Genomic DNA, 25,050 nt, shown 5'->3' on the forward strand with positions numbered 1-25,050 from the left:
GTGCTCGCGCTGGGGGGGCGAAGCGCCCCTGACAGGCTCGACCACTGCCCTCGCCGCCGGCTCAGAACTCCAGCGTGCTGGACACCGACACCTGCCGCGCATCCCCCATCGACACAAACACCCGGCTGGCCGCCGAGGTGTAGTAGGTGCGATCGAACAGGTTCTTCACGTTGAGCTGGAACTTGACCTTCTGCCCTTCGATTTTGGTGTTGTAGGAGGCGAACACATCGGCCACGGTATAACCCGGCAGATTGAAGCTGTTATTCGCATCGCCTTCGCGCTGGCCGACGTAACGCGCGCCAGCACCGACGCGCAGATCATCCCCGCCGATCAAGCTGCCGACGTCGTACACCGCCGACAACGAACCGGTGTGCTTGGCCACGTTCTGCAGGCGCTTGCCTTGCAGCGCCGGGTCTTTGGTGACTTCGGCATCGGTATAGGCATAGCTGCCGATCAGGCTCCAGCGCTCGCTGAGCTGGCCGCTGGCGTCCAGCTCCAGGCCACGGGAGCGCACTTCGCCGGCCACGCTGTAGACCGTGTCGACACCGGAGCCGACGGACACCAGCACGTTGCGCTTGGTGATATCGAACAGCGCCGCGCTGGCGGTGATGCGCCCCGGTATGTCGAGTTTGGTCCCCAGCTCCCAGGCCTTGGATTGCTCCGGCTGCAGGTCGCCCTGAAGCACGCTGCCATCGTTCAGCGCGGCAATGGTCGAGTTGGGTTTGAACGACTCGGTGTAGCTGCCGTAAAACGACAGCTCGTCGGTGTAGCGGTACACCAGGCCGGCACGCGGCACCCATTTCTGGCCATTGCCGTCGGTATTGGCCTTGAACGGCACGCCTTTGCCGGCGTATTGGTCGTACATCTGATAGCGCGCGCCACCCACCAGAATCCACTGGTCGGTCAGGTGAATCGCATCCTGGAAGAACAGTGAGTCACTGCGCAGCAAGTCGGTCTGCGCGCTGTCCTTGGCGCTCACCGTGGTGCCTTGCACATCGTTGCCATACACCGGATTGACGTAGCTGAAGGCACTGCGCTGCGCCTGGCGGATCAGTTCGGCGCGATAGATCTTGCGGTACTCATCGTCGAGGCCGAACACCAGGTCATGCTGCATGCCGCCCAGCTTGACCTTGCCTTCCAGGCTGGCCGTGGCGAAGCGGTCGGTGGTCAGTGCGCCACGCGTGCCGTCCATGCTGCGGGTCAAGGTGCCGTCGGCATTCACCGAGGCGACGCGCACCTGGCTGGCGTCATAGGTTTCGCGGTTCCAGCTGTAGCCGACGTGCGCCTTCCAATCGTCGTTCAGGTCGTGATCGGCCTCCAAGCGATACAGGTCGGAGCGGCCTTCCATGTTGTTGAACGGCTCATCCAGGCGCCGGGTGGCGGGGATGTCCAACGGGTGATTGGTCTTGGGGTCGATGGCGGTGCCCCGGTCGAACGGCGAGAGAAACTCGCGGTGTTCGTATGCGAACACCACCTGGGTGGTGTCGCCATACCAGGCCAGGGATGGCGCGATCAGGCTCTCGCGGTGAGTGCCGTAGTTGCGCCAGTAGTCTTCGTCCTCGTGGTCGACGATCAGGCGATACGCCAGCCCGCTGTCGCCGATGGGCCCCGTGGTGTCGAGGTTGCCGCCGCTGCCGTTCTTGCCGTTGCCGAAGGTGGAGCCACGGACAGTCAAGGAGGTGGACTGCAGCAACTGCGGCTTTTTGCTGACGATATTGACCACGCCGCCCGGGTCCTGGATGCCATACAGCAGCGACGACGGGCCCTTGAGCACTTCAACCCGTTCGGCCGTAGCGTTCAGCGCCCGGCCCTGCACCACGGGCATGCCGTCCTGCATGATCGAACCGTTACGGTTGTCGCCAAAGCCGCGCAGCATCACCGCATCCTGGGTGCTGCCGAGGGTGTTGGCCTGGGTGATGCCGCTGATATTGGCCAGGGCGTCATCCAGGTTGCGCGGTTGTTGATCACGCAGCACTTGGGCGGGCACTACGTTGACGGTTTGCGGGGTCTCCAGCAGCAGGCCACGGGAACGCATGACCGAGCTGGTGGGTGGCGGCTGGTAGCTGGTGCTGTCAGCGGGTTCGGCGACCGCGCTGATGGTGGTGGCGCCCAGGTTCAGCGCGCCGTCGCTGGGCACCGGCTCCAGGGCCAGGGTGCGGGCGTCGATCTGGCGGAAGGTAAAACCGGAGCCGCCCAACAGGCGTTGCAGGGCCTGGGTCGCGCTCATCGGGCCGCTGACGGCCGGGGCATTGAGGCCGTAGGGGGCTTCGTCGGTGTAGATCACACTGAGCCCGGTGACCCGGCTGAAATCACTGAGCGCCTGGGGCAGCGGCTTGGCCGCCAGGGCAAAGTTGAACTGGGCACTTTGTTGTTCCTGCGCCTGCGCCACACTCAGGGGCAGCAGTGCCAGCCCCGATACCGTCAAGACCGAGGCTCCCAGCCACTGTTTAACCCAACCGCCCGCCGTCGATTTCATGCTTGTGAGCACCCGTGTAGAAAACGCTGTTAATGCGAATAGATCGCAGTTTCAAGCACTACACGGATGGGCGTCGGGTTTACCTCACCTCCGGTTGAAAATAATCCGGTTTTATTGCGCCTGAATGCAAAAACCCAGGCGCGGGAAGTGAACATGCACGGTGCCGCCGCGTTCGTCGGTACGGCGCAGGATCAGTTCTTCGCGGCCGGCAAACAACAACTCACCGAGCACCGGGTCGGTACCGTAGTCGGTGGCCGCAATGCTCACCTGCTGGCCGGCCGTGAAGCCATTCAAGTCCTCGAACACTTCAGCGGGCAACGCCGCCGGGGTGGCGTGACGCGCTACGTCAAGGGCTTGCTCGGTGCTCATCTCGGTGGCGGTGCCATGGCCAAAGCTCAGCACCCGGTCGAGCCAGGTGGCAACGGCGGGATGTGCGTCAACCAACGGCGCGGTCACCACCGAGCCTTTGAGGAACCACAGCGGATGGGCCAGGGCAAAGTCGGCAATCGAAGGCTCACCGAACAGAAAATCTCCCTCTTGGTGCTGCAATTGCTGGTCGATGCGGCTGATGATCGCCGGCCATTGATGCTTGGCCTGCTCCAGATGCAGACGGGCTGCGGTGCCGCCGCTGAACAGCTTGGCACGATCGGCCACCAGCACTTTGAGCATTTCGGGCGGCACTTTGGCGAACTTGGCCGCCAGGGATTCGGGCTGGAATACCAAGGCCACGGCATGGGCGAACACCACCGAATCGGCCCAGGCGGCGAACCCCTGGGCGACCAGTTCCAGGCCTTGGGGAAACAGCGCCGGCCCGGCTTTTTCCTGTTCCAGGCGGTGCGCGATCAGTGCTGTGTCACAGTAGATGTCGGCGCCGATCTGCAGCACCGGAGTCTTGCGATAGCCGCCGGTGAGGGCGATCAGGTCAGGCTTGGGCATCACCGGCGAGATCAGCACCGAGCGCCAGGACAAGCCCTTGAAGCCCAGGAGCAGGCGGGCTTTTTCCGCGAAAGGGGATTGCGGGTAGTGGTGCAGGATCAACTCAGACATGCCAGGCTCCGCTCAATTAAATGAGCATTCAGCTTAGCCTGCAAAATCACGCGTGGGTGAAATAGGCCCCCATCAATCAGGTCAATGAGCCACTCGCCGCCAGGCATTCCTTGGCGCTCTTCTTCAGTTTTTTGATCAAGCGTTCCTGGCGCAGCGCCTCGCCCTTGCTCGCACACTGCTCGGTGTACACCAGCGCGACGGCGGGGCTGGAGAGGAAGAACCGCGCGCCCTTGCCGCTTTGATGGGAGGCAAACCGGCGCAGCGGATCATTGCTGATGCCGCAATACAGCGAGCCGTTGGCGGCACGCACCAGGTACACGAACCAGGGCTTGGGTTCAGGAAGATCAGTCACGGGTCGATTCGGCAAACCAGAGGAGCGCCAATCTTATCAACGACTGGCCTGAAATGCCCTCAGGCCTTTGAGCGCCTGGGCGCGCACGGCGTTTTTCAGCGCGGGCGACCAGCCCAGCAGCAGCCCCTTGAGGCCCAGGGCCTGGCGCGACCAGCGCCACAGGTCGAAGTGGTCGTGGTGTTCGCAGATCTTGCCGTCGCGAAACACGAAGCGTGCGCCGATGTCGTTGACCACCGTATTGCCAGTCGCGCTGAACAGGTACGTCGCCACCCAATGGGCGCTGCCGGTACTGTCGTCACTGCGCACGTGGTCGAAGGTCAGGGAAAAGTCCTTGGCCCGCGTGGTGAGCATGCGCCACATATCCCCGGCATCGCGCCCGCGCAGCTCGCCGAACGCCGGGTCGCTGAACACCACGTCGTCGGTGTAGCAGGCGGCCATGGCTTCGGCATCCAGATGTTGGAAGGCCGTATAGAACTCGGTGATCAGGACGTTGTGGGCATCACTCATGGGCAACATTCGCACGATGGTCAGGGGTGCTGAACGATAATCCTCGTAACACGGGAAAGCCATGGTTATTCGTCACGAGAATAAGTGATGCCTGGCGGGGTTAAAGGTAGATAACGTCCAAAGTGGCGCTGCCGTCTATCTGGATTTCTTCCTCACCCGGCAGAGAGTCTTTGGGCGCGAGGACTGTACTCAACATCAGGTCTGTCTTAAGGGTCGTCACTGCCACGGGAATTATATTACCGTTACTCACGGTGCGCAGCCAACGTGGTTGCCACGTTGCGTTATCGGCAGCAAACCACGTCTCTTTATCGATGGACTCAATCACGACTCTCGGTTGTTCGTCGGCTGTCACATCGTTCATCTTAAGTTCGTACCTGCCGATCTTTTGCCCACCACTTGCCAAGCCCAAACCATACACGGTGAGCGGGTCATGTGACGGTGATTGAACAGCCGCAGTTCCGGCTCGATTGTCCAGACTCCTGACTGCCATCAAAGTCGGCGCGTCACAAGTAACCTCCAAGTTTATCGTCGCCGCTGGCAGTACCATCTCCCCCAGTCTAGGAAAATCGTTGATCGAGATCTTCCCATAATCCACCGTACCGGCATCAGATAAAGTTGGCGTACAGGCCGACGGAATGATAGTACCGACCACGCTGATATCCACACTGGATGCGGCCATTACATTAGAAACACCGGCCAGTAAAAACGCGGCGGCAACAAGTACACGGGACGGTTGCATAACAGGCTCACTTTCGGTCATTACTTGATGAGCCAGGCAAGCGCACAGACGCGCTTACTTTAACTCGCCAGCAAGACAAAACTATTAGAATGAAGTGTATGCCCCGACCAAACAATGCCAGGACAGCCATCGCAAGTTAAGGGATAACTCATTCAAACTTAATACAAGTAATACGATACTCAGACACTGCCTGACTCACTCTAGCACCGTCATGAAACTGCAACTTTCTACGGCACCATGCCCGCCGCACGCGCATAAGCGAACAAATCCACATCGGTGGAGATGCACAGCCGGGTCATCGCGGTGCTTTTCTGCTTGCTGATGGTCGAGATGCTGCGGTTGACCCGCGCCGCGATCTGGCTGACGGTCATGCCGCTGGCGAGCATCCGCACCACTTCGCGCTCTTTGCCGGACAACTGCGGCACGGCTTGCTGATTGCCCGTCCCGGCCTCCGCCAGTTGTGCGCGCAGACACTCGCTGACGAAGGTGCGCCCTTCACTGACGGCGGCAATCGCCAGGGGCAGTTCGCGGGCCGACGCGCTTTTGGCCAGGATCGCCCGCGCGCCCTGGGCAAACGATTCGCGCAACGTGGCGACGTTGGCAAACATGGTCACCAGAATCACCGGCAAGTCCGGGTGCCGGCGCCGCATCAGGCCGAGCAAGCCATAGCCGTCGGCTTGCTGGTTACCCGGCATGGCGAAGTCCGTCACCAGGATATCGCACGGGGTGCTGTCCACCAGCGCCAGCAACTGATCCGGGCCGTCGGCCTCGGCGACAACTTTGCACCGGCCATTGGCTTCTATCACCACTTTCTGCCCGATACGCACGATGGGATGATCGTCAGCAATAATTACGCGAAGCATGAGCACCACCATGATGGCAACTTGAATCCGCGCAAAATACTCCCGGATCGGATCGGCAACAACCGCCCCCAAACGCCGTAATGGCAGATAGCCCAGCAATCCCTGGGAGCAGAATTTTACCCCACAGAAAAAAAGGAAATTGCCCACTCTGAAGACCTACAGAAGCCATCGGTCTTAGCTGTCATCCTTTTCCTAATAGCGACAAATATTTCAGATACCCCATCAAGTCGCTGCGCAAGGCGAGCAAGCGCTGAAGGTGCATGGCCACACCGTCGCGGTTGATCGCCTCGATCAACTGATGACCGCGCATTTCCAGCGGTGTGGCGCCGAAGAACGCCACGCTGCCGATCAAGCGGTGCAAATGCTCGACCGTGGCCTGCGCTTGCAGGCCGTCGGTGGCCTGGGCCAGCGCATGCAGATCGAGCTCGGCCTCATACACCAGGCTTGCCAGGATGCCGGGCAGCGCCTCGCTGCAGCCGAACAGTTGCCCCAACCGGCCGCGACTCGGCCAGCGCCCCTCCACCGCCGTGACCGGCTGCGCGGTCTCGCTGATACGCGGGCCGGGCAGCCAGTCTCCGAGGACTTGGCGCAGTTGTTGAAAGGTCACCGGTTTGGCCAGCCAGGCATCCATGCCCGCAGCCTGGCACTGCTGGATTTCGCGCGCGCCCAGCTTGCCGGTGAACGCGATGACCGGCACGCGCTCCGTGCCGTCGCGCAGTTCGCGGCGGCGCAGCTCGCGGGTCATGGCATAGCCATCCATCACCGGCATTTGGCAGTCGCTGAAAATCAGGTCGGCGCGGCTGACGTCCAGAATCGCCAGGGCAGCCTGGCCGTGCGCGCACACTGCAAATGCCAGCCCCAACCGCTCCAGCATCGCGCCCATCAGCAGGCAATACGCGGGATGATCGTCTACCAACAACACCTTGAGCTCACGCCAATGCCGGGTTGACGCCGGCTGTGCGGCCAGGTCATCCCCTGCTCGGTCGCCTGGGATAGGGCCTGATGACATGACTACCTCAAATTCAATAAGCGCACGGCGCGGGGATCGGCAACCTCAATGGCCGACAGAACATCCGCCGACATAGGTACCGGGTACGGCACGCAACACGCCTGGCTGTTCGAATGTGCTGTGAAGATGTATCGGCCGGAACGCTATTTGAATTAGGCCGCCTGCGCGATACAACAACTACGAAACCCTTATATTTCCTACACACAAAAAAACGAGTTCCGACAAGTCGATTGGGCGTGTGCGACATCCGCCCATTGTCGTATTTGTTGTATTTGCCCGACGCCCTCCCCCCGATAGATTGCCCGGCATCCCCAGAGCGGGACGCGACCGGCCACTCCAGGCGGTCGCCACCTAGTTACCGACGGGTCCCCCTTTGCCCCTCGGCAATCAGTTTTGCATCGGAAGCTCGATCACATGAAAAAGCCCTTAGCCGCATTCACCGCCGTCATCGCCCTTGTCGGCAGCGGTATGACCTTCGCCGCCAGTACCGTGGAATTGACCGTCAAAGGCGTGATTACCCCAAGCGCCTGTACACCGACGTTGTCCGCCAGTGGTGTGGTGGATCACGGTAAGGTCTCGGTAAAAGACCTCAACCTCGACAGCCCGACCAGCCTGCCCACCGCCAGGCTGCAACTCAATGTGGACTGCGAGGCCGCAACCCTGTTTGCGTTGCGCACCACCGACAACCGCGCCGGGTCGTCAATCTACGGCTTCGGCTACGGCCTGGGCCTGATCAACAACCTGCAGAAAATCGGCACGTTCTGGCTCTCCCTGAGAAATCCGGTGGCCGACAACGTCGCCGTCGAGCCCATCGAGTCATTGGATGGCGTGAGCTGGCAAGCCATTGACGATGTGGTTTGGCAAAACCCGTACATGGCGGCGTTTGGCGACAGGTCGAACGGTCAGGATCCCAAGCCGATCCCGATCAAGAACGTGATCAGCGAGCTGGTGATCGACACCCAGATCGCCGCCGCCAACAGCCTGGACTTGAGCAACGAAGTGCTGATCGACGGCTCCGCCACGATCGAGGTCAAGTACCTGTAACTCATCATCCACGCAGGGCATTGCCCAGAGAGGTTGTTCATTTCATGGATAAATATTTCCCCGCATTGTTGGCGAGTCTGCTGCTGGCGAACGTGCCCAGCGCTTTAGCCAGCAGCCAGGCCGAGCTGAGCGTGAGCGGCGTAATTACGCCCAAAGCCTGCACGCCGGGCTTGGCTGAAGGCGGCACCATCGACCACGGAAAGGTGACCGTGCGCGACCTCAACCAAGACCGAGACACGTTGCTGCCGCGCAACACCCTGCACCTGAACGTGCGGTGCGAAGGCTCGACGCTCTTCGCCATGACCACCATCGACAACCGCCACGGCACATCGGTGATCCCCAACCACCACGGCCTGGGCACGACCCCCAACGACGAGAAACTGGGCAGCGTTTCGCTGAGTTTGAGCAACCCCATGGCGGACACCATGGCCGTGCGAACCATCGTGTCGCTGGATGGCGGCACCACGTGGACCCCCGGTACGCAGTTGGGCCACCTCAACCTGCTCGCGATTGCCGCAATGGACAACCCTACTCAGCCAATGGCCGTGACGATCTTCGAAGCAGACATTGTGCTCTACACCCGAATTGCCCGTGCCGATGGCCTGACCCTCACCGACGAAGTCCTCGTCGACGGGCACGCGACCCTTGAGATGAAGTACCTGTAACAGCGTAACCCCCTGTCCCCCTGGACCCCCTGTATTCCTATCCATCCCTGGAGCTTCACCCGTCATGAAAAAGCTACTGCGTACCAGCGTTACCGGCGTACTGATCGGCTGCGCTTTCCCGGTGCTCGCCGCCTCCACCGTTGACCTGACCGTCAAGGGCCTGATTGTGCCCTCGGCGTGCATGCCGAGCCTGTCGGCCGAGACCATCGACGTCGGCCGGGTCTCGGTCAAGGACCTTAACCTGGACACCCGGACCCAACTCACCCCGGTCACCCTGCAAATGGGCATCGACTGCGAAGCCTCGACCCTGTTTGCCCTGACGGCCACCGACAACCGCACCGACTCGGCAAACAGCATCATCGAATATGGCATCGGTAAGACCAGTGCCGGTCAGCGTATTGGCGGCTACCTCATGTTCCTCGACCAGGGCGTCGCCGATAACACGCCCGTCGGGATGATCCGGTCGTCGGACAACGGCACCACCTGGAACTCTATGCGGCCAGACATGGGCTGGCAAACCAATCAATTGATCTCGATCCAAGAGATCGGCGCGGCGCGGGTGCCTGTGCCGGCCCAGAACACGCAGGTGGCGCTCTCGGTCAAGCCATTCATCCTGCCGGCCCAGGGCCTGACGATTACCGAAGACACGGTGATCGACGGTTCGGTCACGGTCGAAGTCCTCTACCTGTAACGCCACCGCCTTGCCCGATGCCCGTACCACCCGTTCAACACCAGGTAACTCAAGCCATGAACCTGCTTACTCGCTTGCCGGCCCTCACCCTTCTGTTGGCGGCGGCGCCCTTGGCCTTCGCGCTCTCGAGCGTGGAGTTGGACGTCAACGGGCGAATCACCCCCAGCGCGTGCAGCGTATCGCTGTCGGACAACGGCCTTGTCGACCACGACAAGATCCTGGCGACGACGTTGCATCCGAGTGAGTTCACCGTGCTGCCGAACCAGCAGATGGGCTTGAGCATCAGTTGCGAAGGCCTGGTGTTGTTCGCCCTGGTGGGCATCGACAACAAGCGTGAGTCATCGCTGGCGCCGGATTATTTTTATGGGCTGGGCATGAACCCCCATGCCCCCGACGAACGCCTCGGGTCGGTCAGCCTGTCGTTGCGCGGCCCGGTAGGCGATTCGCAGCCGATGCAAACCCTGACCTCATCCGACCAGGGGGCTAGCTGGAAGCCCGAACCTAACATGTACCCGCGTCTGTTGATGGGCTTTGCCCGGGCCGGCGATACGCTGCCCGCGCCGATCCGGCAATTGGTGGCGTCCCTGCGGGTCGACACCTCGATCAGCCCGGCCAACACCTTGACGCTCCACGAAGAGGTGCCCCTCGATGGCTCGATCACGCTGGACCTGCGTTACCTCTGACACCGTGCCGTCGGCGCCCCGGTCACCCACCGCGCGCATGTCGGCCCATTTGAAGCGCCCTGTATAGAAGAGCCCTGTTATGAACTCGTTTTTTTCCGTTTGGCGCTGGCTGCCGCGTCTCTGCTGCGTGGCACTGGCCGTCCTCGGTGCAACCGTCGCGCGTGCCGACGGCATGGTCCCGGACACCTCGGTGGTGATCGTCAACGAGGCCGATGGCGAGGCCACGGTCTCGGTCACCAACACCGACACCAAAATGGCCTTGCTGCACGTCACCCTCGAAAACATCCCCGAGGACAGCGACACGCTGCTGTTCGTGACTCCACCCCTGACCCGCGTCGAGGCGTCCAAGAGCCAGTTGGTGCGCTTCATCCTGCAAACCCAGGCGCCGCTGCAAACCCAGCGCCTCAAACGGGTGATTTTCGAGGGCATGCCCGCCCAGCGCGACCCGGCCCAGCTCGGGCGCGCGCAAGTGGGCGTGACCGTGCGGCAGAACCTGCCGGTGATCATTCATCCCAAGGGGCTGGCGCCGAATCGCACGCCGTGGCTGGGCCTGCAATGGACCTTGAAAGCCGACCAGCTCAGCGTCCACAACCCGTCCCCGTATGTGGTGCGCCTGGCCCAGGAGCTGCAACTGCTGCCCGGCAATGCTTCGGCGATGCTGCCGCGCACCTATGTGCTGCCCGGTGAAACGCTGACCGTCACCGCCAGCGGCGCCGGCGCCGGCGCCGGCGCCACCAGCGTGCGCCTGCAACCGGCCACAGTGTATGGCTTTGCGGTCGCGCCCCACGACGCGCCCATAAGCCTGTGATGCAACGGCGCCCAGGGACACGACGGCGCCACTATCACGAAGTGGCCACCCGCTGAAGGCCACCGGGAAGACCTGACGCGATAGGGAATCACGCCGGGTACTTCCATCATCCGAGTGCATTTGTGTGAACACAGTCATCCATTACCGTGACGGCAAAGCCGTGCCCGGCGTTTCACCGCGCCTGGCATTACTGGTGCTGACGCTCAGTCAGGGGTTGCTGACGAACCTGGCATGGGCAGAGCAGTCGTCGACAGGTTCGTTTGATCCACAGACCCTGCTCCAGCGCGGCATCGATCCCGAACTCGCCAGCCTGCTGATGCAGACCCCGCGTTTTACCCAGGGGCGCCATGCGCTCAACCTGACGGTCAACGGCCAGCGGCGCGGGCGCGTCGATGTCAGCGTGGATCAGCACGGCGCCACATGCTTCGACCCGCCGCTGCTGGACGCCGCGCAGTTGGTGACACCGTCTTCGGGCCCGGCAGAAGAAAGCAGTTGTTATGCCTTTCTCGAGCAATACCCACAGACCGTGGTCGAGCACGACCCGGCCAACCTGAGCCTGAACCTGGTGGTGCCCACCCAGGCGCTGCGCCCGCTCACCCAGGACATTTCCGGCTATCAGACCGGCGGTTTCGCGGCGCTGCTCAACTACGACGTGACCGGCCTGTACAACCATTACCGCAACGATTCCAGCCGCTTTGGCTCGGCCAATACCGAGGTCGGCTTCAATGCCGGCGACTGGATCGTGCGCAGCCGCCAGGTACAGACCTGGCAGGACAGCCGCTCAAGCACCACCCATCTGGACGCCTACGCCCAGCGCACCTTCGCCAGCCACCAGGCGGTGTTGCAGGCCGGGCAGATCAACCTCTACAACCCGGTGCTCGCGGGTGCGCCAATCACCGGCGTGCAGGTGCTCACCGAACAGGCCCTGCAGGATCAGAACCAGGGCGCGACCATCAACGGCATCGCCAACGGCCCGGCGCAGGTGGAAGTGCGCCAGAACGGCGCGTTGATTCACTCCACAGTGGTGCCCGCCGGCCCGTTCAGCTTGAGCAATGTGCCGCGCCTCAACGGGCGCTCCGACGTCGAAGTCACCGTCAAGGAAAGCACCGGCGAGGAACGGCGCTTTACCGTGCCCGCCGCCATGCTCGGCCTGGGGCTGCCCGCGCCCGGCTACTCGGTGGCGGCCGGGCGGGTGCGCAATATCGGCGACGGCCCGGGCGCCGAACCCTGGGTGCTGAGCGCCGGCTGGAGCGCCGCGCCGCATCCGCAGCTCAGCTTCGGCAGCGGGCTGTTGGCGGCCGCGGATTATCGCTCGGCGGGCCTGAGCCTGGGCCTGTTGCCGCTGCCGGACAGTCAGGTGCAAGTGGCCGTGGTCGCCTCCGAAGCCTCGCGGCGCACCCAGGAACGCGGGGTGCAGACCGACCTGTCGTGGTCGCACAAACTCAGTGAGCGCTGGGCCTTCACGGCAGCCAATTCCTGGCGCACCCAGGGCTACCGCGACCTCACCGAATCGACCTACATCGCCGACACCCGCGAGCAGCAACGCGCGCGTTACCGCGACCAGCAGAGCGCCACCAGCTCGTGGTCGCACCCGTGGCTGGGCGCCTTCAGCGCGGGGGTTTCCCGTTCGTCCTCGTTCCAGGGCGACAGCAGCAGCCGCGCCCTCGCCTCCTGGGGTACGCAGGTCGCCGGTATGTCGATTTCCACCACCGCCGAATGGCACATGGGCGGGCGTCGTTACAACGACGACAGCCTGTACCTGACGGTCAGCCTGCCCCTCGGCGAAAGCCGTCGTGGCCGCGCCTGGGTGCGCAATTCCGGCGGCGAGCACCGCACCGGGATGGGGCTCAACGAGCAGATCAACGACCACTTGGCGTATCGCGTCGGCGTCGAACATGACACCCGCGACCGCGAAGTCGAATCGTCCCTGGGCGTGTCGGCCCTGCCGTTCTACAGCCAGTTGGACTTCAACTACACGCGCGCTGACGCCGAACGCTCCAGCTACCAGGGCGGCGCACGCGGCGGGATGGTGCTGCACGCCGACGGGTTGACGTTCTCGCCCTACCCGGTGCGCGACACCTTTGCCGTGCTGGCGGTGGGCGATATGCCCGGGATCAAGGTCAACACCCCCAGCGGCCCGGTGTGGACCGACTGGCAAGGCCAGGCCGTGGCGCCTCAGCTCAGCGCCTATGGGCGCAGCCCGCTGGAAGTCCACACCCGTTCGCTGCCGCGCAATGCCGACATCCACAACGGGCTTGCGGTGGTATCGGCAGGCCGCGGCGCGGTGGACCGCATCGAGTTCGGCGTGTCGCTCACCCGGCGTGCGCTGCTGACCCTGGACACCCCGATGCCACGCGGCTCGACCGTGACCACGGAGGACGGCGAGTTCATCACCCTGGTCCAGGAAGGCAACCAAGTGTTCTTGCCCGACGTGCTCGACACCCGCCCGCTATGGATCAAGGCCCCTGACCAGCCGCGCTGCCACTTGCGCTTTGAACTGCCGGCCAAGGCCGACCCCCACGTGTATTTCGAAACCGCACCGGCCCGCTGCCAGCGACCTTGAGGACCCCAATATGAAGCTTCAACACAGCCTGGCAGCCCTGCTGCTGTTCGCCGGCACGGCCCTGGCCGAGGACGACTGCCGCCTGGACCTGAGCGAATCGCGCCTGGATTTTGGTCTGATGAACCGCGCCGTCGCGTCAGCACCGGCAGCGGAACACCTGCTCGGCGAACGGCGCCTGTCCTTGACCTTGAACTGCCCGCAACCGGGCGACATGAGCCTGTTCTACCGCGCCCTGGCTGCCGGCACCGAGCGCTTGCGCTTGGGCGACGGCGGCAATTACCGCGTGCAAGTGCATGACGCGGTGCTCGATGGCCACGCGGTGCAACTCGGCTTGCTCGCCGGCCCAGGCCAGGCGCCCGCGCAAATCGGCACGAGCCTGGCCTGGCGCGCCGACCACGGCATCGTCCCGCTGCACGACGGCCAGCCCGCCACCGGGCGCAGTTTTGCCGCGCAACTGCAGGTGAGTGCGTGGGCGCGGGACGAAGCGATCCGCGTGCGCGATGCCGAAACCTGGGAAGCCTCGGCGCAGGTGGACGCGCCCACCTCCGGGCGTTCACGGGAATTGCAGCTGCAAGCGCGCTTCGCACCGACGGCCTGCACGCCCACCCTGGCCAACAACGGCACGGTGGACTTCGGCAAGTTGTCGGTCAGCGACTTGCACCGCGACAAAGACACCGCCCTGCCCGCCCGCGCGCTGAGCCTCACGGTCAGCTGTGACGGCCCGACTCCGTTTGCCCTGGTCATGCACGACAACCGCGCCGGCTCAGCCACCGGCGGCATCGATGAAACCGCCTACGGCCTGGGCCTGGATGCACGCGGGCAGAAAGTCGGCCGTTATTACCTGCTGGCCGACCCCGCCCAGGCCAGCGCCGACAACCTGCCCCAGCTGTATCGCACCGACTCGACCACAGGCGGCGCCGCCTGGAGCAGCGCCAGCGCCAGCGCGATCCCCTTGGGCGCGCGCAGCCTCCTCGGGTTTACCGCCACGGCCGGCAGCACCGAAGGCCCGAATGCCCTGCAAAACCTCAACGCATTACTCAGCCTGAAAGCCTTCATCGCGCCGCTCGACAGCCTGGACCTGCGCAGCGAAGTGCGGCTCGACGGTTCGGCGACCCTGGAAATCACCTACTTCTAAGCCCCTCGGAGCCTCCCATGATTGCTCGCTACCTGATCCTCGTGCCCCTGTTGTTCAGCCAACCGGCGCAGGCCGCCGCCCCCGTCGACCTGAACGTCAACGGCCGGATCATCCCGGTGTCCTGCGCGCCAAGCCTGTCGGCCAACGGCGTGGTGGATTTCGGCAAGATCGCCCAGCAAGACCTCAACCTCACGACCGGCACGCGGCTGCCGGTCAAGTCCCTGAACCTGACGGTGACCTGCAACGGCCCGGTGCGTTATGCCTTGCGCATGCACGACAACCGCGACGGCTCGGCCCACGTCAACAGCGAGATTTATTACGGGTTGGGCCTGGACAACAGCGCGAACAAGATCGGCGTGTACTCGCTGACGTTCGATCCGCAGCAGACCGTGGTGGGTGGCGTGGCCGAGGTCCACGGCACCGAGTCCACCACCGGCGGCGTGGCCTGGCGCGCGGCCAACCGCAACCCGATCAACATCGGCGCCAAGAGCCTGCTGGGCTTCACCGACACCGCGGGCAGCACCGCCGGCCCCATGGCGATCCAGAACCTGACCAGCACGCTGAGCCTGGAGACGGTGATCAACGCCAAACAGAATCTGGACCTGAGTACCGACATCCTCATGGACGGTTCGGCGACGCTGGAGGTGGAGTACCTCTAGACTTTCTCGCTGCTGACCTCGACGTACCGCGCGCGCCCCGCACCGAGGCCAGCGACGATGGCGCCCAGGCCGATCACCGCGAAGACCCAACCGGTGGCGGCCCAGCCGCCGGTCCAGTCGTGAATCAGGCCCACCGCGAGCGGGCCCAGGGACGCCAGGGTGTAACCGAAGCCCTGGGCCATGCTCGACAGGTTGGCGGCCACGTGGGCATCCCGCGAGCGCAGCACGATCAAGGTCAGCGCCAGGCTGAACGTACCGCCCTGCCCCAGGCCCAGCAGAATCGCCCAGCCCCACAGCCCGTCGAGGGGCGCGTACAGGCAGCCCATCAGCCCGCCGAGGGTCAGCAGCATCACCACCACGATGGCCAGGCGCTGGTCCTTGCCGCGCGTGGCCAGCCAAGGCGCGGTGAGGGCGCTGAGCAGTTGCACGATGATCGAACCGGACAGCGCCAGCCCGGCATCGGTGGCGCTCAGGCCGCGGTCGATGAGGATCGACGGCACCCAGCCGAACACGATGTAGGCCAGGGACGATTGCAGGCCCATGTACAAGGTCACTTGCCAGGCCAGCGGATCGCGCAGCAAGCCCTTCACCCGGTAGGCGACGCGATGCGCGCCGTGCTTCTGCCCGATTTGCGGCAACCAGCACAGCGCGGCCAGCAACGCCGGCACCATCCAGAAGCCCAACCCGATGCTCCAACGGTTGCCGAAGGAGTCGCTCAAGGGCACCGAGGCCCCCGCCGCCAACGCCGCGCCCAGGCACAGCGCCATGGTGTAGACCCCAGTCATCGCGCCCGCCTGCCTGGCGAAGTCGCGCTTGACGATACCGGGCAACAACACGCCGATGATGCCGATGCTGGCCCCGGCGATCAGGCTGCCCACAAACAACCCGACCTCACCGAACGCACTGCGCAGCAGAATACCGCCGGCCAGCGTCAACAAGATCCCCAGCACCACCCGCTCGGCACCGAAGCGCCGCGCAAGGAGCGGCGCCAGCGGCGCGAACAGGCCCAGGCACAGCACCGGCAAGGTGGTCAGCAGACCGGCCCTGGCCGCCGACAAGCCCAGGCTGGCCGAGACCTCACTGAGCAGCGGCGACAGGCTCGACAGCGCCGGGCGCAGGTTCAGCGCCACCAGCACCAGGCCCAGCAGCAACAGCCATGGCCGGCTCGTCGACGGGGGGCTGTGCTGGACTGCATCGTCGTCGGCCTCGGCGTCGATCAGCAATTCTTCCAACTCAGGCGTGCGTGGGGCGTCAGGGTTCATTGATCAACTGCCGGCAAAGGGATTTGGCGCGCTCCGGGTCTTGCTGCGCTACGGCATCAAGCAGGGCGGTGTGCAGGTCGAACACCGCCTGGCGACGCGGCGAGATGTTCAGGGTCTGGCGCAGTTGCGCGCCGATGATGCTGGAAAAGTACCGGTACAACTCGCTCAACGCCGGGTTGTGCGCCGCGTCCACCAGCCGTTGGTGGAATACCAGATCGGCGCTGATGTAGGCCTCCAGCTCACCGTGATACAGCGCGGCGCTGGCATCAAGCGCCTCGCGCAACCGGTGCAGGTCTTGCTCGGTGCGACGCAGGACGGCCAGACCGATGGCCTCCACTTCCAGGATCTGCCGCGTCTCCTGCGCCTGCTCCAGGCTGCAATGGGATAACGCGCGCATGGCGCCCAGCGGGTCCGTCATCGAACGCAGGTAACTGCCGTCGCCCTGGCGGACCTCGATCAATCCAGAGAATGCCAGCACCCGCATGGCCTCGCGCACGGTATTGCGGCTGATGCCCAGTTCCGCCGCCAGCTCAGGCTCGGTGGGCAGGCGCTCGCCGATGGCCCACGTACCTTGGGTGATGCGCTGGCGCAGCTGCTCGAGGGCTTGGTCGACCAGGGAGCGTTTGATCAGCGGGGAGATGTCTGTCATAGGGTTTGCGCTTTCGTCCAATCATAGGATGAATTTACCTACAGCCTATTCGGACTTGCCTACAAAGGCAACGCACTAGGGTTTTCAGGCAGGGAAACGGAGCAGTATTTTCGATTGTTAAAATTACCCTTAAAGGGTAATTTCAGCCTTAGGTGTCTTATGGAAAAGTACACACCTCATTACGATTTGGCGGTGATAAAGGCGGATGTCATCAGGTTGGGTAGCAGAGCATTCACCGCAAGCGCGCGGGAGGCGGCTCGACAACTTGAGTTGAACATCGGCCAGATGCGACTCGCGGTCTGCGCCCTTGAGAATCGAATGTTGTACACGTCAATGACGACCTATTCAGACCACCGTGTGTGGCAGGACGTCTATCTGATCAAGATTTACGCTACGGAGATTTACATCAAAGTGACTTACCGCCCAGGCGGTGGTCCTCCCGTAATCTCCTTCAAGGAGAAAACCTTATGAAAACCCAACAATGCGTGAGCTGCGGAACCCATGACGCAATGCAGCATTTCGAAGGTCGCAACTTCACGATCAACACACGCGGCATGATCCGGGATATCCCTGATATTGCAGGCTGGGAATGCCAGGCCTGTCACGAGGTCGAGTTCGATTCGGACACCGATAGCGCAGAGCGTTATTCCGATGCCAGCGATAAGTTGTTAATGGATGCCAGGACAATCATCGCCGCCGAAATGAAACGAATTCGCCGCAAATTGCATCTGACGCAGAAAGACGCGGTGAGGCTATTGACCGGCCGCGGCCATAACGCATTTTCCCGCTACGAAAGGGCTGAGATCTTTCCGCCCGCGCCACTGCTCACATTGATGCGTCTACTGGATAAACATCCGCATCTATTGGCCGAAATAGAGGCACTCAATGCCGGCGAAGACCTGAACCATCTGCTGATCGCAAAAGATGCGCAGCTTGCAACTCAAGCGTCCGCGTAAAAACAGCAGGCAAAAATAAACCCGGCCTGGTGCCGGGTTTATCGCTTCAAGCATCAACCATCGATCAATGCAGAATCTGGCTCAAGAACAACTTGGTCCGATCATTCTGCGGGTTGTCGAAGAAGTCATTCGGCGCCGCCTGTTCCACGATCTCACCCTTGTCCATGAAGATCACGCGGTTGGCCACGGTACGGGCGAAGCCCATTTCGTGGGTCACGCACAGCATGGTCATGCCGTCTTCGGCCAGGCCGATCATGGTGTCGAGCACTTCCTTGACCATTTCCGGGTCGAGGGCCGAGGTCGGTTCGTCGAACAGCATGATTTTCGGTTTCATGCACAGCGCCCGGGCAATCGCCACGCGCTGTTGCTGGCCGCCGGAGAGTTGCCCCGGAAACTTGTGAGCCTGCTCCGGGATACGCACGCGCTCCAGGTAGTGCATGGCGATTTCTTCGGCCTTGCGCTTGGGCATCTTGCGCACCCACATCGGTGCCAGCGTGCAGTTCTGCAGGATGGTCAGGTGCGGGAACAGGTTGAAGTGCTGGAACACCATGCCGACTTCGCGGCGGATCGCTTCGATCTGCTTGAGGTCGTTGGTCAGCTCCACGCCATCGACCACGATGCGGCCCTGCTGGTGTTCTTCCAGGCGGTTGAGGCAGCGGATGGTGGTGGACTTGCCCGAACCCGACGGGCCGCACAGCACGATACGCTCGCCCTGCTTGACGTTGAGGTTGATGTCTTTCAATACGTGGAACTGGCCGTACCACTTGTTCACGCCCTGCATCTGGATAATGCCTTCAGGGCTCACAGGCTGTTTGATCGCTTCGCTCATAACATCAACTCCTAACGCTTGTGGCCTGTGTCGAGCTTATGTTCCAAATGAATGGAATAGCGCGACATACCAAAACAGAAAATCCAGAACACCAGGGCGGCGAACACGTAGCCTTCAGTGGCCATGCCCAACCATTTCGGGTCGGCGGCGGCTTGCTTGACGCTGTTGAGCAGGTCGAACAAACCGATGATGATCACCAGGCTGGTGTCCTTGAACAGCGCGATAAACGTGTTGACGATGCCGGGGATCACCATCTTCAGGGCTTGCGGCAGAATCACCAGGCCCATGCTGCGCCAGTAACCCAGGCCCATCGCCGCGGCCGCTTCGTACTGACCTTTGGGAATCGCCTGCAAGCCACCGCGCACCACTTCCGCCACGTAGGCCGACTGGAACAGGATCACGCCGATCAACGCCCGCAGCAGCTTGTCGATGCCCATGCCTTCGGGCAGGAACAACGGCAGCATCACCGAGGACATGAACAGCACCGTGATCAACGGCACGCCGCGCCAGAATTCGATGAAGGTCACGCAGACCACACGAATCGCCGGCATGTTCGAGCGCCGCCCCAGCGCCAGCACAATCCCCAGCGGCAAGGCACCGGCGATGCCGACGGTGGCGATGACCAGGGTCAGCATCAGGCCGCCCCATTGGCTGGTGGCCACGCTGGTCAGGCCGAAAATGCCGCCACGCAACAGGAAGAAGGCAATGATCGGGTACAACACCAGAAAGCCCAGGCCGTAGATCGCCTTGCGTGGAAAACGCGAGATGAACAACGGCGCCACGCCCACGATGGCCAACCACACGGTCAGGTCTACGCGCCAGCGCAGGTCGCCGGGGTAGTAGCCGTACATGAACTGCCCGAAGCGCTGTTGGATAAACACCCAGCAGGCGCCTTCTTTGGTGCAGTCGGCGCGAGTGGTGCCGACCCAGTTGGCGTCGAGGATCGCCCAGTGCAGTATCGGCGGCACGACTAGGTAGATCAGGTAAAACGCCAACAAGGTCAGCAGGGTGTTGAGCCAGCTGGAAAACAGGTTGGCGCGCATCCATGCCATCGGCCCGAAGACTTTGCTCGGCGGTGGCATATCAGGTTTGAACGTATGCGAACTCATGCTCGTTTCCTCACCGCTCGATCAGCGCAATGCGCTTGTTGTACCAGTTCATCAGCAGGGAAATGCTGATGCTGATCGCCAGGTACACGCTCATGGTGATGGCAATGACTTCGATGGCCTGGCCGGTCTGGTTGAGCACCGTGCCGGCAAACAGCGAAACCATTTCCGGGTAACCGATACCGGCGGCCAACGACGAGTTTTTCGCCAGGTTCAGGTATTGGCTGGTCAGCGGCGGAATGATCACCCGCAGGGCTTGCGGGATGATGACCTTGCGCAGCGTCGGCCCGGGGCGCAGGCCCAGGGAGCGTGCGGCTTCGGTCTGGCCGTGGCTGACGGACTTGATGCCCGAGCGCACGATCTCGGCGATAAACGCCGCGGTGTACACGGTCAGCGCCAGGGTCAGCGCCAACAGTTCAGGGATCAGCACCCAGCCGCCGACGAAGTTGAAGCCTTGCAGCTTGGGCATTTCCCAGTGCAACGGCGCGCCGAAGACCAAGGCGCACAATGCCGGGATCACGATGAACAGCGCCAGACCCGCCCAGAACTTGTGGAAGGGAACGCCGGTCGCTTCAAAGCGCTTGTTGGCCCAGCGGGTCATCAGCACGACGGCCACGATGGCCACGACCACGCTGACCACGAACGGCCAGAACCCGTCGGCGGCCAGCGCGGCCGGCATGTTCAGGCCACGGCTGCTGACGAAGAACGTGTCGCCGAAGTTATGGCTGTTGCGCGGCCCCGGCATGGTCAGGAACACCGCGAAGTACCAGAACAGGATTTGCAGCAACGGCGGGATGTTGCGGAACACTTCCACGTACACCGTCGCCAGCTTGTTGATCATCCAGTTGGGCGACAAGCGGGCCACGCCGATGATGAACCCGAGCAGGGTCGCCAGGACCACGCCGATCACGGTCACCAGCAAGGTATTGAGCAGCCCGATCACAAACACCCGGGCATAGCTGTCCGATTCGGTGTAGTCGATCAGGTGCTGCGCGATGCCGAAGCCGGCACTGCGCTCAAGAAAGTCGAAGCCCGAGGTAATGCCCCGGTGTTGAAGGTTGGTCTGGGTATTGTTGAAGAGGTACCAGCCCAGCGAGACCACCGCCACAATCGTGATGATCTGGAAGAGCCACGCACGCACTTTGGGATCGCTGAAGCTGAGCTTCTGCTTTGGTGCGCCGATTTTATTTTGCATGAAGTGCCCCGGAAAGAATGGAACAGAACATCACCCGGCGGTTGGCCCACCGGGTGATAGAACCATCAGCGATCAGCGCACAGGGGGTGCGTATTGAATGCCGCCGTTGTTCCACAGCGCGTTCAGGCCACGGTCGATTTCCAGTGGCGTGCTCTTGCCGAGGTTTTTCTCGAACACTTCACCGTAGTTGCCGACCTGCTTGACGATCTGTACGACCCAGTCTTTCTTCACTTTCAGGTCTTTGCCGTATTCGCCGTCGGCACCGAGCAGACGCGCAACGTCCGGGTTCTTGGTGGACTTGGCTTCAGCTTCGACGTTTTTGGAAGTGATACCGGCTTCTTCCGCGTTGAGCATGGCGTAGCCAACCCAGCGCACGATGGCCAGCCACTCGTCGTCGCCATTACGCACGACCGGGCCCAGCGGTTCCTTGGAAATGGTTTCCGGCAGAACCACGTAGTCCTTCGGCGAGGCCAACTTGCTGCGCTGGGCGAACAGTTGGGACTTGTCGGAGGTCAGTACGTCGCAACGCCCGGACTCCAGCGACTTGGCGCTTTCGTCGGAGGTGTCGAAGGTGATCGGGGTGTATTTCAGACCGTTGCCACGGAAGTAGTCGGAAACGTTCAGCTCGGTGGTGGTGCCGGCCTGGATGCAGATGGTTGCACCGTCCAGTTCCTTGGCACTTTTAACGCCCAGCTTGTTGTTTACCAGAAAGCCGATGCCGTCGTAGTAAGTGATGAAGCCGGGGAACTTCAGTCCCATGCCCGCATCGCGGGAGCTGGTCATGGTGGTGTTACGGGACAGAATGTCGACTTCGCCGGATTGAAGCGCGGTGAAACGCTCCTTGGCGTTCAACTGGCTGAATTTGACCTTGCTCGCGTCGCCGAACACAGCAGCGGCTACCGCGCGGCAGAAGTCAGCGTCGATCCCGAGGATCTTGCCGCTGGCATCCGGTACCGAGAAACCCGGCAAGCCGTCACTCACGCCACATTGCACAAAACCTTTCTTCTGCACGGCGTCCAGGGTGGCGCCGGCTTGGGCGAAACCACTGACACCCAATACAGCGGCCGCGGAAACGATGGCCAGGGTGGATTTCAATACCTTCATTCAAACCTCCAGTTGCTCTTGTTGTGTCGGAGCTAGAACCTCAGCGCACCCTTATGAGGCGATATCGACCCGTGTTGGCTTTTATTAGGGTCAAGCAGCATGAGGCAGTCGCAGTAATTCCAGTTGCTATCCCACAAACGGCAGTCACTGATAGTGTTACCGTCCCAGGAAAGATCTGACATCGACCTACACATAGCAAAGCGCGTACCAGAGTGGCTGCTGAGTCGATTCAGCCCAAGGTCAATGGCAAAAGATTCAACCTTGCGACATTCTCGTAACAGATCAAACTATTGCGCACCGTTCCGTCGCACTCAATCGGAGCGCACGCACATCAATGGAGCAGACATGAGCAACCCCTTGATTCTTCAGCCCACCAAGCCTGCAGACGCCTGCGTAATCTGGCTGCATGGCCTGGGTGCCGATCGCTACGACTTCCAACCGGTGGCCCAAGCGCTGCAGGAAAACCTGCTGACCACCCGCTTCGTCCTGCCTCAAGCACCGACCCGCCCGGTGACCATCAACGGCGGCTATGAGATGCCCAGTTGGTACGACATCAGGGCGATGAGCCCGGCGCGGTCCATCAGCCTGGAAGAGCTGAAAGAGTCGGCCAAAATGGTCACGGATTTGATCAAGGAACAAAAAAGCAGCGGAATAGACGCCTCGCGGATTTTCCTGGCGGGTTTCTCCCAGGGTGGCGCCGTGGTGTACCACACCGCTTTCCATAAATGGCAAGGCGCCTTGGGTGGCGTGATTGCCCTCTCCACTTATGCGCCGACCTTCGACGACGAGCTGGAATTATCCGCCAGTCAACAGCGCATTCCGGTGCTGTGCCTGCATGGCCAGTACGACGAGGTGGTACAGAACGCCATGGGGCGCAGCGCTTACGAGCACTTGAAGACCCGTGGTGTCACCGTGACATGGCAGGAATACCCAATGGGTCACGAAGTGTTACCCGAAGAGATCAGCGATATCGGTACGTGGTTGGCCGAACGACTGCGCTGAACGCCGCCGTTTATTTAGCCACATGACAGACGCACTACGCCGCGCCCGATTCTTGCATTACACTGGCCGGCGTATATTCCTTAACCAATTAATGAGATCACCGTGCTCAAAGCACTCAAGAAGATGTTCGGCAAAAGCGAGGCTGAGCCGCTCGCGCCAGTTCCCAGTGCTCCCGTCCCGACACCCGGCAGCCGCCACGACGGTAAACAGCCTGGCCTGGCCGCGCCTGTGACCGCGCCGAAACCGCTCGAGGTGACGCCAACCGAACCGCCGAAACCGGCCGAAGCCGCTGCGGCAACTGCGCCTGCGCCTGCGCCAAAAGCCGCACGCCGTGAACGCGCGCCCAAGCCGCCCGTCACACCGTGGAAACTCGAAGATTTCGTCGTCGAACCCCAGGAAGGCAAAACCCGCTTCCACGATTTCAAGCTCGCACCGGAACTGATGCACGCCATCCAGGACCTGGGCTTCCCGTACTGCACACCGATCCAGGCGCAGGTGCTGGGCTTCACCCTGGCCGGCAAAGACGCCATCGGCCGCGCCCAGACCGGCACCGGCAAGACCGCCGCGTTCCTGATCTCGATCATCACCCAACTGCTGCAAACGCCGCCGCCGAAAGAACGCTACATGGGTGAGCCGCGCGCGCTGATCATCGCCCCGACCCGCGAGCTGGTGGTGCAGATCGCCAAGGACGCCGCCGACCTGACCAAGTACACCGGCCTCAACGTCATGACGTTTGTCGGTGGCATGGACTTCGACAAGCAACTCAAGCACCTCGAAGCGCGCCACTGCGACATCCTGGTTGCCACTCCGGGCCGCCTGCTCGACTTCAACCAGCGCGGCGACGTACACCTGGACATGGTCGAAGTGATGGTGCTGGACGAAGCCGACCGCATGCTCGACATGGGCTTTATCCCGCAAGTACGCCAGATCATTCGCCAGACCCCGCCGAAAAACGAGCGTCAGACCCTGCTGTTCTCCGCGACCTTCACCGAAGACGTGATGAACCTCGCCAAGCAGTGGACCACCGAGCCGTCCATCGTCGAGATCGAGGCGCTGAACGTCGCCAGCGAAAACGTCGAGCAACACATCTACGCCGTGGCCGGTGCCGACAAGTACAAGCTGCTCTACAACCTGATCAACGACAACGGTTGGGAGCGCGTGATGGTGTTTGCCAACCGCAAGGACGAAGTGCGCCGTATCGAAGAGCGCCTGGTGCGTGATGGCGTCAACGCCGCGCAACTGTCAGGCGACGTGCCGCAGCACAAGCGCATCAAGACCCTGGAAGGCTTTCGCGAAGGCAAGATCCGCGTGCTGGTGGCCACCGACGTGGCCGGGCGCGGGATTCACATCGACGGCATCAGCCATGTGATCAACTTCACCCTGCCCGAAATGCCCGACGACTACGTACACCGTATTGGCCGCACCGGCCGTGCCGGGGCAGCGGGTGTGTCGATCAGCTTTGCCGGGGAGGATGACTCGTATCAGTTGCCGTCGATCGAGACGCTGCTGGGCCGCAAGATCAGCTGCGAGACACCGCCGACGCACTTGCTCCGGGCTGTAGAACGCAAACGCCCGTAAGCTCAAATGCGGTCAAACATGTGGGAGGGGGCTTGCCCCCGATAGCGGAGTGTCAGTCGCAGAATTTGCCAACTGACCCACTGCTATCGGGGGCAAGCCCCCTCCCACATTTGATTTCAGCTGATTTT

25 protein-coding genes are annotated in these 25,050 nt (G+C 62.4%); 12 read left to right on the forward strand and 13 right to left on the reverse strand.

Annotated elements, in window-relative coordinates; all coding sequences use genetic code 11:
• Positions 1-61: 61 nt before the first annotated feature.
• The 7 genes from C8K66_RS21890 to C8K66_RS21920 all read right to left on the reverse strand — a co-directional run bounded on the left by C8K66_RS21890 (position 62) and on the right by C8K66_RS21920 (position 6,993).
• The gene (locus tag C8K66_RS21890; protein ID WP_108525918.1) at positions 62-2,476 is read right to left on the reverse strand and encodes a TonB-dependent receptor; all 2,415 of its coding nucleotides are present in this window, start codon (positions 2,474-2,476) and stop codon (positions 62-64) included.
• Between the two features lie 111 nt (positions 2,477-2,587).
• Positions 2,588-3,523 (reverse strand): glutathione S-transferase family protein, encoded by a 936-nt coding sequence (locus tag C8K66_RS21895; protein WP_017848670.1) that lies wholly within the window; start codon positions 3,521-3,523, stop codon positions 2,588-2,590.
• Positions 3,524-3,599: 76 nt separating this feature from the next.
• Entirely contained in the window at positions 3,600-3,875 is a 276-nt protein-coding gene (locus tag C8K66_RS21900) for a GIY-YIG nuclease family protein (RefSeq protein WP_026140234.1), read from the reverse strand.
• 36 nt (positions 3,876-3,911) lie between these two features.
• Positions 3,912-4,382 carry a nuclear transport factor 2 family protein gene (locus C8K66_RS21905; RefSeq protein WP_046385353.1) on the reverse strand — a complete coding sequence of 157 codons (471 nt, stop codon included), beginning with the start codon at positions 4,380-4,382 and terminating at the stop codon, positions 3,912-3,914.
• Between the two features lie 100 nt (positions 4,383-4,482).
• Positions 4,483-5,121, reverse strand: coding sequence for a DUF1120 domain-containing protein (locus C8K66_RS21910; RefSeq protein ID WP_046384610.1), 639 nt, complete (start codon positions 5,119-5,121; stop codon positions 4,483-4,485).
• A gap of 227 nt (positions 5,122-5,348) precedes the next feature.
• Entirely contained in the window at positions 5,349-5,984 is a 636-nt protein-coding gene (locus C8K66_RS21915; protein ID WP_026140231.1) for a response regulator transcription factor, read from the reverse strand.
• A 181-nt stretch (positions 5,985-6,165) separates the two neighbouring features.
• Complete coding sequence (locus C8K66_RS21920) at positions 6,166-6,993, reverse strand: response regulator (protein ID WP_186351966.1); 828 nt, start codon at positions 6,991-6,993, stop codon at positions 6,166-6,168.
• A gap of 414 nt (positions 6,994-7,407) precedes the next feature.
• On the opposite strand from C8K66_RS21920, the gene C8K66_RS21925 reads away from it, so the two are divergent.
• From C8K66_RS21925 to C8K66_RS21960, 8 genes are all read left to right on the forward strand, one after another.
• Complete coding sequence (locus C8K66_RS21925; protein WP_017848664.1) at positions 7,408-8,037, forward strand: DUF1120 domain-containing protein; 630 nt, start codon at positions 7,408-7,410, stop codon at positions 8,035-8,037.
• A 44-nt stretch (positions 8,038-8,081) separates the two neighbouring features.
• Entirely contained in the window at positions 8,082-8,702 is a 621-nt protein-coding gene (locus C8K66_RS21930) for a DUF1120 domain-containing protein (RefSeq protein WP_046384611.1), read from the forward strand.
• A 64-nt stretch (positions 8,703-8,766) separates the two neighbouring features.
• Positions 8,767-9,393: a DUF1120 domain-containing protein gene (locus tag C8K66_RS21935; protein ID WP_046384612.1), complete on the forward strand. Its 627-nt coding sequence runs from the start codon at positions 8,767-8,769 to the stop codon at positions 9,391-9,393.
• A 56-nt stretch (positions 9,394-9,449) separates the two neighbouring features.
• A complete protein-coding gene (locus C8K66_RS21940; protein WP_017848661.1) occupies positions 9,450-10,076 on the forward strand; it encodes a DUF1120 domain-containing protein in 627 nt (208 codons plus the stop codon).
• Positions 10,077-10,155: 79 nt separating this feature from the next.
• Positions 10,156-10,884, forward strand: coding sequence for a fimbria/pilus chaperone family protein (locus C8K66_RS21945; RefSeq protein WP_046384613.1), 729 nt, complete (start codon positions 10,156-10,158; stop codon positions 10,882-10,884).
• Positions 10,885-11,008: 124 nt separating this feature from the next.
• A complete protein-coding gene (locus C8K66_RS21950; protein ID WP_046384614.1) occupies positions 11,009-13,447 on the forward strand; it encodes a fimbria/pilus outer membrane usher protein in 2,439 nt (812 codons plus the stop codon).
• A 10-nt stretch (positions 13,448-13,457) separates the two neighbouring features.
• Positions 13,458-14,582 (forward strand): DUF1120 domain-containing protein, encoded by a 1,125-nt coding sequence (locus C8K66_RS21955; RefSeq protein WP_108525920.1) that lies wholly within the window; start codon positions 13,458-13,460, stop codon positions 14,580-14,582.
• A gap of 17 nt (positions 14,583-14,599) precedes the next feature.
• The gene (locus tag C8K66_RS21960; protein WP_108525922.1) at positions 14,600-15,241 is read left to right on the forward strand and encodes a DUF1120 domain-containing protein; all 642 of its coding nucleotides are present in this window, start codon (positions 14,600-14,602) and stop codon (positions 15,239-15,241) included.
• Here the strand turns inward: C8K66_RS21960 and C8K66_RS21965 are convergent.
• Positions 15,238-16,503: a CynX/NimT family MFS transporter gene (locus C8K66_RS21965; protein WP_108525924.1), complete on the reverse strand. Its 1,266-nt coding sequence runs from the start codon at positions 16,501-16,503 to the stop codon at positions 15,238-15,240. The two genes, C8K66_RS21960 and C8K66_RS21965, sit on opposite strands and share 4 nt — an antisense overlap.
• Positions 16,493-17,152: a FadR/GntR family transcriptional regulator gene (locus C8K66_RS21970; protein ID WP_017848655.1), complete on the reverse strand. Its 660-nt coding sequence runs from the start codon at positions 17,150-17,152 to the stop codon at positions 16,493-16,495. The genes C8K66_RS21965 and C8K66_RS21970 overlap by 11 nt, the downstream gene beginning before the upstream one ends.
• Before the next feature lie 159 nt (positions 17,153-17,311).
• Here C8K66_RS21970 and C8K66_RS21975 point away from each other — a divergent pair, with 159 nt between their 5' ends.
• Together C8K66_RS21975 and C8K66_RS21980 are read left to right on the forward strand one after the other, a co-directional pair.
• A complete protein-coding gene (locus C8K66_RS21975; protein ID WP_057004286.1) occupies positions 17,312-17,623 on the forward strand; it encodes a type II toxin-antitoxin system MqsR family toxin in 312 nt (103 codons plus the stop codon).
• Positions 17,620-18,108: a type II toxin-antitoxin system MqsA family antitoxin gene (locus C8K66_RS21980; RefSeq protein WP_046384619.1), complete on the forward strand. Its 489-nt coding sequence runs from the start codon at positions 17,620-17,622 to the stop codon at positions 18,106-18,108. Before C8K66_RS21975 ends, C8K66_RS21980 begins: the two co-directional genes overlap by 4 nt.
• A 64-nt stretch (positions 18,109-18,172) precedes the next feature.
• Here the strand turns inward: C8K66_RS21980 and C8K66_RS21985 are convergent, their stop codons facing one another.
• The 4 genes from C8K66_RS21985 to C8K66_RS22000 form a co-directional block, all read right to left on the reverse strand.
• Positions 18,173-18,937: an amino acid ABC transporter ATP-binding protein gene (locus C8K66_RS21985; RefSeq protein ID WP_003171943.1), complete on the reverse strand. Its 765-nt coding sequence runs from the start codon at positions 18,935-18,937 to the stop codon at positions 18,173-18,175.
• 11 nt (positions 18,938-18,948) lie between these two features.
• Positions 18,949-20,046, reverse strand: a complete 1,098-nt coding sequence (locus C8K66_RS21990) for an amino acid ABC transporter permease (RefSeq protein WP_017848652.1) — start codon at positions 20,044-20,046, stop codon at positions 18,949-18,951.
• Between the two features lie 10 nt (positions 20,047-20,056).
• Positions 20,057-21,238, reverse strand: a complete 1,182-nt coding sequence (locus tag C8K66_RS21995; protein ID WP_079442895.1) for an amino acid ABC transporter permease — start codon at positions 21,236-21,238, stop codon at positions 20,057-20,059.
• Between the two features lie 72 nt (positions 21,239-21,310).
• Positions 21,311-22,342, reverse strand: a complete 1,032-nt coding sequence (locus C8K66_RS22000; protein ID WP_046384621.1) for an amino acid ABC transporter substrate-binding protein — start codon at positions 22,340-22,342, stop codon at positions 21,311-21,313.
• 345 nt (positions 22,343-22,687) lie between these two features.
• Between C8K66_RS22000 and C8K66_RS22005 the strand changes: the two genes are divergently transcribed.
• Both C8K66_RS22005 and rhlB read left to right on the forward strand, forming a co-directional pair.
• Positions 22,688-23,344, forward strand: coding sequence for an alpha/beta hydrolase (locus C8K66_RS22005; protein ID WP_017848649.1), 657 nt, complete (start codon positions 22,688-22,690; stop codon positions 23,342-23,344).
• A 96-nt stretch (positions 23,345-23,440) separates the two neighbouring features.
• The gene (gene rhlB / locus C8K66_RS22010; RefSeq protein ID WP_046488650.1) at positions 23,441-24,922 is read left to right on the forward strand and encodes an ATP-dependent RNA helicase RhlB; all 1,482 of its coding nucleotides are present in this window, start codon (positions 23,441-23,443) and stop codon (positions 24,920-24,922) included.
• Positions 24,923-25,050 lie beyond the last annotated feature (128 nt).

The organism is Pseudomonas sp. GV105, assembly GCF_003058185.1.
GTDB lineage: Bacteria > Pseudomonadota > Gammaproteobacteria > Pseudomonadales > Pseudomonadaceae > Aquipseudomonas > Aquipseudomonas veronii.

Coding starts and splice junctions, on each gene's coding strand:
- C8K66_RS21890 (WP_108525918.1), bottom strand. CDS start 2,476: ATGAAATCGACGGCGGGCGGTTGGGTTAAACAGTGGCTGGGAGCCTCG.
- C8K66_RS21895 (WP_017848670.1), bottom strand. CDS start 3,523: ATGTCTGAGTTGATCCTGCACCACTACCCGCAATCCCCTTTCGCGGAA.
- C8K66_RS21905 (WP_046385353.1), bottom strand. CDS start 4,382: ATGAGTGATGCCCACAACGTCCTGATCACCGAGTTCTATACGGCCTTC.
- C8K66_RS21910 (WP_046384610.1), bottom strand. CDS start 5,121: ATGCAACCGTCCCGTGTACTTGTTGCCGCCGCGTTTTTACTGGCCGGT.
- C8K66_RS21915 (WP_026140231.1), bottom strand. CDS start 5,984: ATGCTTCGCGTAATTATTGCTGACGATCATCCCATCGTGCGTATCGGG.
- C8K66_RS21920 (WP_186351966.1), bottom strand. CDS start 6,993: ATGTCATCAGGCCCTATCCCAGGCGACCGAGCAGGGGATGACCTGGCC.
- C8K66_RS21925 (WP_017848664.1), top strand. CDS start 7,408: ATGAAAAAGCCCTTAGCCGCATTCACCGCCGTCATCGCCCTTGTCGGC.
- C8K66_RS21930 (WP_046384611.1), top strand. CDS start 8,082: ATGGATAAATATTTCCCCGCATTGTTGGCGAGTCTGCTGCTGGCGAAC.
- C8K66_RS21935 (WP_046384612.1), top strand. CDS start 8,767: ATGAAAAAGCTACTGCGTACCAGCGTTACCGGCGTACTGATCGGCTGC.
- C8K66_RS21940 (WP_017848661.1), top strand. CDS start 9,450: ATGAACCTGCTTACTCGCTTGCCGGCCCTCACCCTTCTGTTGGCGGCG.
- C8K66_RS21945 (WP_046384613.1), top strand. CDS start 10,156: ATGAACTCGTTTTTTTCCGTTTGGCGCTGGCTGCCGCGTCTCTGCTGC.
- C8K66_RS21955 (WP_108525920.1), top strand. CDS start 13,458: ATGAAGCTTCAACACAGCCTGGCAGCCCTGCTGCTGTTCGCCGGCACG.
- C8K66_RS21960 (WP_108525922.1), top strand. CDS start 14,600: ATGATTGCTCGCTACCTGATCCTCGTGCCCCTGTTGTTCAGCCAACCG.
- C8K66_RS21965 (WP_108525924.1), bottom strand. CDS start 16,503: ATGAACCCTGACGCCCCACGCACGCCTGAGTTGGAAGAATTGCTGATC.
- C8K66_RS21970 (WP_017848655.1), bottom strand. CDS start 17,152: ATGACAGACATCTCCCCGCTGATCAAACGCTCCCTGGTCGACCAAGCC.
- C8K66_RS21975 (WP_057004286.1), top strand. CDS start 17,312: ATGGAAAAGTACACACCTCATTACGATTTGGCGGTGATAAAGGCGGAT.
- C8K66_RS21980 (WP_046384619.1), top strand. CDS start 17,620: ATGAAAACCCAACAATGCGTGAGCTGCGGAACCCATGACGCAATGCAG.
- C8K66_RS21985 (WP_003171943.1), bottom strand. CDS start 18,937: ATGAGCGAAGCGATCAAACAGCCTGTGAGCCCTGAAGGCATTATCCAG.
- C8K66_RS21990 (WP_017848652.1), bottom strand. CDS start 20,046: ATGAGTTCGCATACGTTCAAACCTGATATGCCACCGCCGAGCAAAGTC.
- C8K66_RS21995 (WP_079442895.1), bottom strand. CDS start 21,238: ATGCAAAATAAAATCGGCGCACCAAAGCAGAAGCTCAGCTTCAGCGAT.
- C8K66_RS22000 (WP_046384621.1), bottom strand. CDS start 22,342: ATGAAGGTATTGAAATCCACCCTGGCCATCGTTTCCGCGGCCGCTGTA.
- C8K66_RS22005 (WP_017848649.1), top strand. CDS start 22,688: ATGAGCAACCCCTTGATTCTTCAGCCCACCAAGCCTGCAGACGCCTGC.